The 11951-nt window shown below is 44.7% G+C and carries 11 protein-coding genes; 6 read left to right on the top strand and 5 right to left on the bottom strand.

The genetic code is table 11. From position 1 onward, the window contains the following. The coding region (locus tag AB4653_RS08605) for a diguanylate cyclase domain-containing protein (RefSeq protein WP_372103846.1) at positions 1-821 on the bottom strand (821 nt) is incomplete at its 3' end. A gap of 9 nt (positions 822-830) precedes the next feature. Next, positions 831-1298, bottom strand: a complete 468-nt coding sequence (locus tag AB4653_RS08600) for a hypothetical protein (RefSeq protein ID WP_012600765.1) — start codon at positions 1296-1298, stop codon at positions 831-833. A 367-nt stretch (positions 1299-1665) separates the two neighbouring features. On the opposite strand from AB4653_RS08600, the gene AB4653_RS08595 reads away from it, so the two are divergent. The 6 genes from AB4653_RS08595 (at position 1666) to AB4653_RS08570 (ending at position 7208) form a co-directional block, all read left to right on the top strand. Next, the gene (locus AB4653_RS08595) at positions 1666-2052 is read left to right on the top strand and encodes a cytochrome c (protein ID WP_009844944.1); all 387 of its coding nucleotides are present in this window, start codon (positions 1666-1668) and stop codon (positions 2050-2052) included. A 24-nt stretch (positions 2053-2076) separates the two neighbouring features. Then, positions 2077-3501 carry a cytochrome-c oxidase, cbb3-type subunit I gene (gene ccoN / locus AB4653_RS08590; protein ID WP_009844943.1) on the top strand — a complete coding sequence of 475 codons (1425 nt, stop codon included), beginning with the start codon at positions 2077-2079 and terminating at the stop codon, positions 3499-3501. After that, positions 3502-4116 carry a cbb3-type cytochrome c oxidase subunit II gene (locus tag AB4653_RS08585; protein ID WP_009844942.1) on the top strand — a complete coding sequence of 205 codons (615 nt, stop codon included), beginning with the start codon at positions 3502-3504 and terminating at the stop codon, positions 4114-4116. It abuts the gene before it with no gap. After that, a complete protein-coding gene (locus AB4653_RS08580) occupies positions 4113-6269 on the top strand; it encodes a c-type cytochrome (protein WP_102257623.1) in 2157 nt (718 codons plus the stop codon). The genes AB4653_RS08585 and AB4653_RS08580 overlap by 4 nt, the downstream gene beginning before the upstream one ends. Positions 6270-6553: 284 nt before the next feature. Continuing rightward, entirely contained in the window at positions 6554-6781 is a 228-nt protein-coding gene (locus tag AB4653_RS08575; protein WP_004730426.1) for a PAS factor family protein, read from the top strand. Positions 6782-7025: 244 nt separating this feature from the next. Beyond that, positions 7026-7208 (top strand): hypothetical protein, encoded by a 183-nt coding sequence (locus AB4653_RS08570; RefSeq protein WP_102257622.1) that lies wholly within the window; start codon positions 7026-7028, stop codon positions 7206-7208. Between the two features lie 179 nt (positions 7209-7387). Here AB4653_RS08570 and AB4653_RS08565 read toward each other — a convergent pair whose 3' ends face one another. The 3 genes from AB4653_RS08565 to AB4653_RS08555 form a co-directional block, all read right to left on the bottom strand. Further along, positions 7388-8680 carry an alpha/beta fold hydrolase gene (locus AB4653_RS08565; protein WP_102257621.1) on the bottom strand — a complete coding sequence of 431 codons (1293 nt, stop codon included), beginning with the start codon at positions 8678-8680 and terminating at the stop codon, positions 7388-7390. Between the two features lie 376 nt (positions 8681-9056). Then, positions 9057-9794, bottom strand: coding sequence for a DUF3726 domain-containing protein (locus AB4653_RS08560; RefSeq protein ID WP_102257620.1), 738 nt, complete (start codon positions 9792-9794; stop codon positions 9057-9059). Further along, positions 9791-11593 carry a hypothetical protein gene (locus AB4653_RS08555; protein ID WP_102257619.1) on the bottom strand — a complete coding sequence of 601 codons (1803 nt, stop codon included), beginning with the start codon at positions 11591-11593 and terminating at the stop codon, positions 9791-9793. Before AB4653_RS08555 ends, AB4653_RS08560 begins: the two co-directional genes overlap by 4 nt. Positions 11594-11951 lie beyond the last annotated feature (358 nt).

The following is an 11951-nucleotide window of genomic DNA, read 5'->3' as shown; positions in this document are numbered from 1 at the left end:
GAAATGGTGCTTTCAGGGATCTTGGTGGTCAAAGACTTAGCAGCCGAGCTCACCACAAGGTCCCCATATTCAAGGCCATATTTTTGATTAATCTCGGTAAGATTTCTGATTCGGACAAAATAGAGATCAAAGTTTTTGTCCTTCGAGTAGCTATTCTTAACAAATTTCATCAACGAAATTCGATTGCGAAATCCTGTAATAAAATCCGTAGAGTAGAGCTTTCTTTTAATAGAAAAATCCATATAAAAAATAATCCCAGTCAATAACAAGATGCCAACAAGAAAAACGCTACTGATCCGATGAACTGTCACTAAGTTATCAACCATAGAGGTGTTTTCTTCAATCACAGGGCTTTGTAATCGAAACTTGTCATTAATAAAATCGACGAGTGTGTGGTAGCAAATATCGACTTTTTTCTGCAGAGATTCCTTGGGCAACAACCCTTGACTGACCAGTTTAATTGAGGATTCCAAGCTCTTAAATTTATCAAATTCCGCACTAAAATAAGGTTTAAAGTTTGCTGACTTGATGAAATTGGAGGACTCAGTACTGTTAATTAATATGTCAAAACGGCTCCACGTAATATCGTACGCTAACCATAACTCATCATAATCAATAGTTTCAGAACGGCTTACCATCAAGAAATTGGCGTATTCTTTCACCAATTGAAAAACGAACCACGTTGCCTCATTTTGTCGGGTGGAAAAACTCTTATTGATATCGTTAATGCGGGTCACACTGTAGATATTAATGGTGAGTACCACTGCCGCTAAAGATAACACGACGACTTTAATTGCAGTCAATGACAACAGCTTTTTCATACTAAGTCCTTACAAATGAATATCGCGTATCTGCCAGATCATCTTGGCATGGAAGTCAGTGTTATCAATGTCTGGAGTCGAAGAAAGTGGATATATCAACCAGTACGGACCTTTTTCTCTGACTGACATAAATTGGCCATTTTGTTTAATCGCAATGATCGGCTGGTAGTCGTCAAAGTCTTCTTTGGGCACCGCTATTTTATAATCGTTTAGTGCAACAAAAGTTACCTGCGAGGCCATGGGTAAATCCATAGTTTCAAGCACCGTTTGTAAGGCCACACCACTATAAACCAATTCTCCATCCAGCCAAGGTAATGACGTGGTGATTTCTTTTTGAGGAAGCAATAACAGTTGTTCTCGACTGAATTGATGCTTTTGCCCTAAGTGATCGAATATTGTCAGTTCCGATGCTGCAAAAATAGAAAATGAACACAGTGAAAGGATAAACAGAAGTGCAGCTCTCATTTTAAACTCCATTTTAAAAGGTCACTAATTTGAGTCTAGTTCATATTAGTCATTTGACTTGCTTAGACATTGCCTATTTTCTCAATGATGCAGTTCGAACCTTTCTCAAATAATGTTTCATTCCTGTAACCAGGTGCGAACAACACCTTCTCCTTGTCTAAATAAGACTTTAATTAGCGTTCATACAAGTAATCCCTGCGTTTTAAAGGCAATGAGTAATCCAATCTTGCCACTGAATACGTACTGACTAACAAAATTGACAATAAATATGAGTCAGTAAGTAGCGAGAACGCTTATGCATGCATAACCTTTACACCAAGGTGAGTGTTTTCTGAGGGTCATCAAGCACTCGCTCTTTTCTTCAATAAGGGAATACGTAATGAGATTAAATAAGCAAAAGTTTAACCCCATAACCGCACTTTCCATTCTGCTAATGACGGCTGTCATGAATCCAGTTTACGCAGAATCCAACGACGAGCAGTTCGAGTTAGGAAAACAAAAAGCCAAGGTGTGTATGACCTGTCATGGCGTTGATGGTATCTCAACACAAGACCCTTACCCGAACCTTCGCGGTCAAAAGGTGGGATATCTCATTTCCTCGTTAAAAGACTATCAGACAAGGGAAAGAACCAGTGGTTTGGCAATTCTCATGCAGCAACAAGCCGACACACTTTCAGACCAAGACATCCGCGACATTTCCTATTTCTATTCGATGCTCGGCAACGATTCAAACTCACTCAACGAATCAAATTCAGTCAGCGAATAAAAGCTTTAGGCAAGGAGCCTTGTTATGGAACAAGTGACACCGCAATACAACATTAAGGTCGTTAAGTACTTCATCATCGCGTCTTTAGTGTGGGCAATCGTAGGTATGATCATCGGGGTGATTCTCGCCGCGCAATTGTATTGGCCAGTCTTAAACTTCGATTCTCAATATTTCCAGTTTGGTCGACTGCGCCCGCTACATACATCTGGGGTGATTTACGGGTTCGTCGTGAACATCTTGATGGGGACATCTTTGTACATTGCCCAGCGAACAGGCCATTGTGAGTTGTTCAATAAAAGCCTTTCATGGATGGTATTTTGGGGATGGCAATTTATTCTATTGCTTGCGATCATTTCCTTACCCGCAGGCCACACCAGCTCAAAAGAGTATGCGGAGCTTGAGTGGCCAATCGACTTGATGATTGTGTTGGTTTGGGTGCTGTATGCGGTGTTGTTCTTTGGCACCCTTGCTAAACGAAAGGTCAGCCATATCTTCGTGGCTAACTGGTTCTTTGCTGCTTTCATCATCGTCGTTGCAATGATTTTCATCGTGAACAACCTCGCGATGCCTGTGTTGGCGATGAAGTCCTACTCTGTGTTTGCAGGCGCTCAAGATGCGATTGTTCAATGGTGGTGGGGACATAATGCCGTCGGCTTCTTGCTGACCGCTGGTGTGATTGGTATGAATTACTATTTCATACCCAAAGCAGCGGACCGACCTATCTACTCGTACCGCTTGTCTGTGATCCATTTCTGGGGGTTGGTCGGCTTTTACACCTGGGCCGGAACGCACCACTTAGTCTACTCTTCCGTTCCCATCTGGATTCAGAACATCGGAATCGTGATGTCATTGATCCTGTGGCTCCCTTCTTGGGCCGGTGCGTTTAATAGCGCAATGACCCTCCTACAAAACAAAGAAAAGCTGAAGTCCGACTACATTCTTTTATTCTTTTTCTCAGCGATTCTTTACTACTGCTTGGCAACATTCGAAGGTCCGCTACTCGCTATTCGCTGGTTCAACATGGTGGCACACAACACCGAATGGATCATCGGGCACGTACATTCCGCGGCTCTCGGATGGGTTGGAATGTCAGGGATAGCGGTTTTTTACTATTTCATTCCACGCTTATGGGGCCAAACCGAACTATGGTCACGACGACTGATTAAATGGCACTTTTGGCTCGCTCATGCTGGCGTCGCCATCTATGCGATAGCACTTTGGATCGCAGGCATCGGCGAGGGATATATGTGGCTCGCTCAAAATGAAAATGGCGAACTGATTTACAGTTTTGTAGAGGCTATGGACTTTAAAGCACCTTGGCTATTCATGCGTTTCTTTGGTGGCGCGCTGTTTGTACTTGGATTGTTCTTATTGGCTTTCAACTTGTACAAAACCGTTCGTATGCCAGTAGTACATAACGCTAAACACTCCGTTAATGAGGGGGCTTAAATGATGAGTAAAGACTTTACACATTCAATCGTCATTTTAATTTTGACCACTGTTGTCGTGGCCTCCTTCTCTCTGTTGGTCTGGGTAGTGCCAAGCATTGTCCGTGGCGATGATATTGCCAAAGGCAGCTTAGCGATGCCACTCACACCGATAGAGTTAGCAGGACGAGACATCTACATCAGTGAAGGCTGTCATGTGTGCCATACACAAATGGTTCGCCCTCTAGAGCCTGAAGTGAAACGTAATGGTCGTCCCAACAAAGAAGCAGACGACATCTACGAATTTCCTAACTTGTGGGGTTCTAAGCGCACGGGTCCGGACCTCACTAATTTAGGGAGAAAGTATTCTGACCAGTGGCATGCTATTCACTTAATTGACCCTCGAAAAGTCGTACCGACATCGATCATGCCCGCCTACCCTTGGTTATTTGAACAGACTCTGTCAGGCGACGACATAAGCGACAAAATGGAAACCCTCCGCATACTTGGCGTTCCTTATACTGACCAAGAAATAGGTGACGCCAGATTACAAGTAAGAGGAAAAACCAAAGGTGAAGCTCTGATCCGCTATCTACAAAGCCTTGGTAAAGATACGTCACAGGAGGTATCACAATGAGTGCATTTTGGAATCTATGGGCGGTAATTTTAACCTTAATCTTCTTCGTTCTTATGGTGTCTGTTGTCGTTAAATATTGGCGTAGCAATCACCAAGCCGATCAAGACCACACCCTTGGCACTTTTGATGGGATTGAAGAAAAAGATGCGCCACCGCCAAAACTACTCTTTGTTAGCTATGCTATTGCCTTTCTATTGTCTGCTGGCTATTTGGTGCTCTACCCCGGGCTTGGTGAATGGGAAGGGTTAGTCGATTGGAAGCAAAGTGACGACAAACTCAGCTCACCCAGCACAACGTTAAACGAGCAATTCTCTCAAACAACGGAAACCACCCTCGAAGGATTGTCTGGCATACCCGAAATAGTAAACAGCGGACAAATCTTGTTCCAAACTCACTGCGCGGCTTGTCACCGCGACAACGCTCAAGGTCAGAAACACTTCCCTAACCTTATTGACCAAGAATGGCTATATGGTGGTAGTGATGAAGCGATCATTCATTCGATCGCCAAAGGGCGAAATGGCGCGATGCCGGGTTGGAGCGAGATAATGCGCCCCGATGAAGTGGCTAAGGTTTCTTACTACTTAGCTTCGCTCAATCAACGCCATACCGATGTTCCAGAGGTGAAAGTCAAAGTCGGCAAAGAGCTGTTTGCAAAATACTGTTCATCTTGTCACGCCGATGGTTCTATCGCGAATCCGGCGATCGGCGTCCCTGATCTTTCCGACGATATTTGGCTGCATGGCGGCAGTATTGAAGAAATTCAGCACACTATCAACAAAGGCTTGAACAACCTGATGCCTGCGTTTGATAAACAGCTTACGGAAAACGAGATACTCGCACTGGGTGCTTACATTCGACATGCGGGCTCAGAGCAGCAGCAAAGACTCGCGAACCTAGAAGCTCAGTCTGTTGAACGTGGTGAATACCTCGCTTATGCCGGTGACTGTGTCGCGTGTCATAGTGCCGAAGGTGGCGAACCTTTTGCTGGCGGCCTGCCGTTTGTGACCCCTTTCGGCACCGTATATTCAACCAATATTACACCCCATACAACGGAAGGTATTGGTACTTACGATTTTGATAATTTCCGAGCCGCGTTAGTTGCAGGCAAAGGTAAGAATGGTTACCTGTACCCTGCAATGCCTTACACCTCTTATCAATACCTCACCGACCAAGACATGCTCGACTTGTGGGAATACATGCAGTCAATCACCGCGGTGCCTCGCCGCAATGACGACAACAGCATGATGTTTCCCTCGAATATACGTCTAGGTCTGCTCGGGTGGAACATTGTGTTCATGGATACCGACCCGATTGACTATCAAGTGCCTGAAGAACTTAAATCGGAAGTCGAAAACGTTGAGAAATGGCAACAAGGGAAATATTGGGTTGCTGGTCTTGGACACTGCTCTGAGTGCCATACCCCTCGAAACATTGCTCAAGCTCTGATACCCGAACGTATTTTCCAAGGTAACTTGATTGACGGTTGGAATGCGCCCGATATCACGGCCAACGAGCTGTATGTCGATGGTTGGGATGAAGCGACACTGACCGATTTCTTACACACGGGTCACTCAGACAAAGGGACTGCTTTTGCGGGCATGGCAGACGTAGTAAAAAACAGCCTAAGCTTGATGACGCGTGAAGATATCGAGTCGATGTCCTATTACCTACTCAGTGGTGACATCAACAACACCATCAGCAGTGACGCCGTTCCGTTGCAGCCCAAAGGGTTTGATGAAGACTCTTACGCGACTGACATTTACACCACTTATCGCCAGACATGTGGAGCCTGTCATGGTGACGATGGTAAGGGACGTGACCCTATCGCCCCTACTCTGTTGAATAACGGCATCATCATGCACAGCGATCCATTCAACACCATCGCAGTAACCGTGCGTGGCCTACAACCCACCTATCTCGACAAAGACAGAAACTTCATGCCAATGGCAAGCTTTGAAGATGTGCTGTCGGATCAAAGGTTGGCTGAGTTGATCACTTTCGTGCGATTGCACCTTGGAGATAGAGAGGAACCAGTAACGGCAGAGCACGTTCGAGAGGTAAGAGAAACTCTTGAAGCTGCAGGTTACGCTGGAGGGTTACACACCACACCTGAAATGTACGAAAGTCGAGATAAGAACATTAACATTCGCTAGGTTCTGTACGTATTCAATTTACTCGGTAAGCAGCAACAATACGTTACTTCTATCACAGCTTAATCAATTAAAAGGAGACCAGCGTGTCTCCTTTTCTTTGTTATCAAGCTGACACTCTCAACGATTGAGACGACAACATAATCACATCCTGCCAATTACACAGCTATAACCAACTGATTACACAATTAAGCAGAGCTGCACACAATGCGATCAATCTCGCAGAACAAATACAGTACCAGGTGCATAATACGCAAAATTTTATAAAGGTGCAGCAGAGGACAGATATGGATACAACTACACTCATCTACGATACATTGGAAGGTCTGTCGAGCGCAAAGCCACAGCAACACGCTCAAATCCGCCAAAATCTATATAACCAATTAGATTTATCATTTGAGAAGCAGTTGGCTTTGTATTCATCAGTTCTTGGTCCAGCAAGTGCTGGTAGATTGACCGATTTGGATAGCGCAGTGATGTCTGCACGCAAGATTGTTGGCTTAGAAAACAGCTAAACAATCTTCAACCGCTCTCAACTTTAACGCTGCCACTGTGCAGCGTTTTTTATGGATGCCATTTACGATAAGTACCGTTGGTTACGATAAATGCAGTTAGTTAAGATAAGTTCAATAAGGTCTGTTTTTCAAGTTACACGCATTCTCATTTGGTTAATCTTATGTTCCATTTTTAACAGGTGTGCAACCTCCACAATGGCGCTAATGTTAGTAGCACGTTAACCACACATCGGATTGAAGAATCATGAGAGTACTTATTGAATATACACAAACAGGCAAATACCGAGATCATGCGTGGGAAGCACTAACTATTCGTTCCAAGGGCGAAGTTCAAGCTGTGACTCCCTCTTATGCGGCTCAACTTATCGAACAGGACCGCGCCAGCTTATCGACTACTGAAAATCAAGATATCGTCATCCAACCATAATGAGTTTAGGAACTATCCCTCCCGGTTCTTAAACTCTCTGTTTTACTCGCTCTAGTAATCAATACGATACTGAGTAAAACAGAGTTTGATGACATAAAAAAAACGCTGCACGGATGCAGCGTTTTCTTGTTTCTAGCGTATCTTGTCTCTAACGTAGATAACCTACGCAGAGAGTTTGACTATTTTGGCAGGTTCTCTAACGCTTCGACCATCGTCATTAATTTATCTACAATTCGTTCACCATCGACTCTCAAGCCATTGTGTTCATACTCGTTAGTGATCCACGCTTTTGAGTTTGGAATGTTCGCTAGCGTTTCACGGCTGTAATCCAGCTCTACATACATGTCATCCGCGTAAACTGCGCATGCCATTGGAACCGTATTCTTACTCAGCTGCTCTGCGTTGTACAAAGTGCCCCAGTCCGAGTTCTCGGCCAACATGTTTGCCGCTTCGCGTAATGGTTTCAACGTTTCTAGTTGGTCGAACATCCATGGGTACACCATTTCTCCGGTAAACCAGAACTCGCAACCCGATTGGTAGTTAAAGTGTGGGTACTGCTCGCGTACTCGGTGTGCAGACCAGTTAGACGCTGCACCTTGGCAGTAAATCGATTCATGCAAAATAGCGTAGATTGGGTTCGTTAGGTAGCCCTGCTCTTGCTGCATTTGATTTAAGAAGCTGTAGCTCAACTGCTTTTGACCATTCACTTCAACAAACGCACTTTCCAGTGTGAAGTACATAGGAAGGTTCGCTTCGCCGCCACCAAGATTAATGCCAATAAGCTGGAACTGTTCAACGGTAAACACCTGACCGTTTGGCAGTCTCACATCATTGTTAAGCAGGTAATCAGAGATCTCACGACACATAGCTTGTGCTAGTGGGAACTGAGCAAAAAAGGCTCTGTTTTTGTCTTCTACACGCTTGTAAGTCGCACGATAAACATCGTCAGCTTCGCGCTCAATAGACGGAATGCCGCCCGTCACATAACAGCGCTGCAAGCTCTGTGGAAACAGTGACAAATAGCTCAGTGTACAGAAGCCACCGAAGCTTTGACCAATCGTCGACCATTGTTTAACACCGAATTGCTCACGAATCGCTTCGGCGTCACGAACAATGTTATCCGCTCTGAAATGCGTTAAATATTCGACTTGTTGTTCTGGAGACAGATGGGCCAATGTTTCATGGCTGATCACCGTGCTATTGCCAGTACCACGTTGGTCAAGAAGCAGAACACGATAGTTTTGTAATGCACGCTTTAGCCAACCTGATTGACCGCTCACTCGTGGAGATGGAAAGCCTGGGCCGCCCTGAAAGTAGATAAGCCACGGCAGCTCTTGCGCATCTTTAGCGAGATCAACCAGCTCACGTGCGAAGACTTGGATCTGTTGTCCATCTTTGGCTTGGTAATCGAGTGGCAACTCAAAAGAGTGCTGACGATACAGGGTGGTTCCATCAATAAAGTTAGCTTGCACGCTTCATTCCTTTTATCTGATTCTAATGTCATCGGTACGAATAAAAATGGCGCCCGTTGGCACCTAGAATTAGCAAGATACGCATAGTGGCTTCTAAAAGAAACCGTTTGTTTAACATGAATGTGAAGGTGCTTCGTTTAATTGTTCAATTACCTCTCAACGGGTAACAACGTGTGTCAAAACAGTCAATTTAGAATAGGTAAATCCAGCGAGAGATCAAAAGAGTGAAGCAAAAAAAGAGGGACAAATAAAAAGAGCTTAACGAGGTGAGGATACGTTAAGCTCTTTGGTTTTATCTGTTTTGATAAACTAACTAGCTTACTCGCTGATAATCTATCGAACCTGTTAGTTCTAATGAACCTATTAAATCTAACGGCTACGAAGCTGTCAGTTCACCTGCACCTTGAGTCGAGCGTTCGCTGCTCTGAACTAAAATTGCGGTAGCGGTCTCTTTCAGTGCCGCCCACTCCCCATCATCAACTTCAATGCCATCGTTCCACGCTTTCTCTTGAGTTTTAAAAAGCGCTTCTGATTCAATGTGTGTTTGGTAGCCATCTGACAAACGTTCGATATCGAAATCCTGGACGGAAAGTTCGATGGTCATATTGTGGATATGTTCGTACGATGCCAGTGGCAAATCTGATAAAAACAGTTCCGGAGCAACGCAACCACGATTAAGAACATACAAAGTGCTCTTGGGGTTAGAACCGTTATCCCAACGTGCCATGCACGCAATACCTTTCGCAGCTAACTTTACAAGCTCGCTGTACGCCAACCAACGGTTGTGGCAATTATTTAACTCAATTTTCAGCGTCTTTTTACCGACCATTTGTTCAATGGCGTAATCGATAACCACAGGAAGGTGACACGCTAAGCTCGCCTTGTGCAGGTCGACTTCAACAGTGTTATCGCTGCGCACTTGAATGTCTACAGGGCAATCGTCTTCTAACCCCATAAAGTTGCTCGCATTATTAAAATGACGAACACCATCCAAGCCAACCATCTGTAAATCTGCCACCATGTTCGCTATCACATCGGCTTCACCACATGTACGACGCATACCCAAAAAGGCTTTATTAACGGCCGCTACCAGTTCATTGTGAGAAACGATCATAACGATTTACCTCCATGTTGAGCGTTGATATTTGTAGGAACTTGATTTGAGTCAGCCATCTCCGCTTCACTCGGTAACAGTGGGAACACCCATTCGTCCTGATGAATTTCATCAAGCAATGGCGCACCTTGGAAAAACGTCACTCGTACCCAACGATCTGAGCGAGGATCAAATTTAGTCGCACCAAACATTGCTAGCTTACAACGCAGTAAGTGCATTGGCGGCGAATCTTGATGCAGCACATTCATTTGAATGTCACCCATCGCTTTGTTACCTAGCGTCCACACACGGCGCGCAATGGCACGGTGTTGCGGCTGTTTAACAAGGAATTCGGCCAATGAAAGCTCAGGCGCAAATTGCAATAAAGCATGGTACAAACGATAAGCTTGACGGCCAATATCCAACGGCAGTTCACGCTCTTCACCCAACTCTTCGCCTCGAACTCCGAGCCTTGGCTCTTCTTTGTCTTGAGAGCGATACCAGAACCAGTAGTTGTTCTCTGCTTTTGTAAAGTCGGTCGTGATCGCCCAGCGATACTTCTCTTCTAGTACAACAAGAAGATCTTGAATCTTTTTGCCGCTAGGAAGCGACAGTGTTTCGCTGCAATTCATTTGCTCTTGATGGGCGTCCACTAATTCTGGGTACAATTCCATCAAACATGAGATAAGGATTTCTTGGGCTTCCATACTCATTTGCTTAGATTGCTCGACTAACTGCGACCATGTATCGCACAGGCTGACAGAAGCTTCTAATGATTGTTCTGTGTGCTTCAAATCATCAACAGCAGCTTTGTTCAGCTCTTGTTGTGTTTCATTGATGGTAATGACTTGTTCTAAATGACAAATCGCTTTTTTAACTAAGGTACGTAGTGGCTCGATCAACGCCGTATTAGTCTCACTGGACAACACGTCCGCCAATGCATGTTCACGGGTCGTCATCCACTGATCGACAATACTAGGGTGGTTAATAAGGTATGGCGCCATGCCTAAACCAGTTGCATTACCAACACCAAGGTAACGTTGTAATCCTCGATGCAAGGTAATCGCTTGTTCACCGCCCTGTTGTTCGGCTAGGTAATGAACCCAGTCTAAGCTGAACTCACGCAGCATATACACCGCACACATTTGCGCGCTAAACGACTGATTAAAATCTTCATTTTTCTCTAAGATTTTAAAATCAGCGATGCCAAATTTGCCATTACCATAAACGGCAGTGGTTCGCAGGATGTAGCCTACTTCAGCCAGTTCTTTGGGCGTTGGTTGAACACCTTTAGCCAGGTGACTAACGATATGTTCAAACACACGTACACTTTTGTTTGCACGCGCTAAAACAAGCACATTGTTAGGATTACGGCCGGCTTCTTGAAGTGGTACATTCGCACGAAGTCTTTCAAGTAGGGTGACATCAACATCACCAAGAACAAGCGCAAACGTTACGTCCCACTTTTCAGCAATTACACGGTCATTTCGTTCGTCATCTGCAATTTCATCGCAGAAAACAACCAAATGATAAACATGGTTTGGCGTCGTAAGCTTATAGATAACATGACCAAAACCCTGAGCGTCTAATTGCCACTCATGTTTCGTCACTTTCCATTCTTGCTGCGCCATTTTACGAATCAGAGTTCTAACGAAGCTGATACGTGTTTGGTGCATTGCACCTAGCCTTTCCGGTGCCATGACGACAGTCGCGTCACGTAGTGCTGATTCAGTGTAGGTAGAACGATGTGCATCCATTTTGCTCACCACCTTATAGTTATAGGATTTTGCTAGCCATTCAGAACCGATCGTTGCCATCATTTGAAGCATTCGTTTTTACAGTGTGTTGGTTAGCTTTCACGTTATTTGGGGTAAGTGAACTCACCCCTTATTATTTGTCCTGACTAGATCGATTGACCTAAATACGTGCCGCCCGGTGTATCTTCACCAGTACGGGTTTCCTCTTCCTTTCGGAACCTTGTATCAGCCTTCTTTCAAAGGCTGACACCTTGTTTCTCTTTCATTTTTAGAGAGCGTTTATCTACAGGCTCATTTCTTTACAGACCCTGCTCTTTTATAAACTCGGCTCTTCTACAAACCCTGTTCTTTTGCCATCTTGATTGCGATTTGAGGCGCATTCCAGAGCGATGGCAGTAAGATTATGGACACTGGTACCGCT

Origin of the sequence: Vibrio sp. 10N.222.48.A3, from assembly GCF_041475345.1 — a bacterium.
Classification (GTDB): Bacteria; Pseudomonadota; Gammaproteobacteria; order Enterobacterales; family Vibrionaceae; genus Vibrio; species Vibrio tasmaniensis_A.
This window is presented reverse-complemented; position numbering and strand designations above follow the sequence as displayed.

Coding starts and splice junctions, on each gene's coding strand:
- AB4653_RS08600 (WP_012600765.1), bottom strand. CDS start 1,298: ATGGAGTTTAAAATGAGAGCTGCACTTCTGTTTATCCTTTCACTGTGT.
- AB4653_RS08595 (WP_009844944.1), top strand. CDS start 1,666: ATGAGATTAAATAAGCAAAAGTTTAACCCCATAACCGCACTTTCCATT.
- ccoN (WP_009844943.1), top strand. CDS start 2,077: ATGGAACAAGTGACACCGCAATACAACATTAAGGTCGTTAAGTACTTC.
- AB4653_RS08585 (WP_009844942.1), top strand. CDS start 3,502: ATGATGAGTAAAGACTTTACACATTCAATCGTCATTTTAATTTTGACC.
- AB4653_RS08580 (WP_102257623.1), top strand. CDS start 4,113: ATGAGTGCATTTTGGAATCTATGGGCGGTAATTTTAACCTTAATCTTC.
- AB4653_RS08575 (WP_004730426.1), top strand. CDS start 6,554: ATGGATACAACTACACTCATCTACGATACATTGGAAGGTCTGTCGAGC.
- AB4653_RS08570 (WP_102257622.1), top strand. CDS start 7,026: ATGAGAGTACTTATTGAATATACACAAACAGGCAAATACCGAGATCAT.
- AB4653_RS08560 (WP_102257620.1), bottom strand. CDS start 9,794: ATGATCGTTTCTCACAATGAACTGGTAGCGGCCGTTAATAAAGCCTTT.
- AB4653_RS08555 (WP_102257619.1), bottom strand. CDS start 11,593: ATGATGGCAACGATCGGTTCTGAATGGCTAGCAAAATCCTATAACTAT.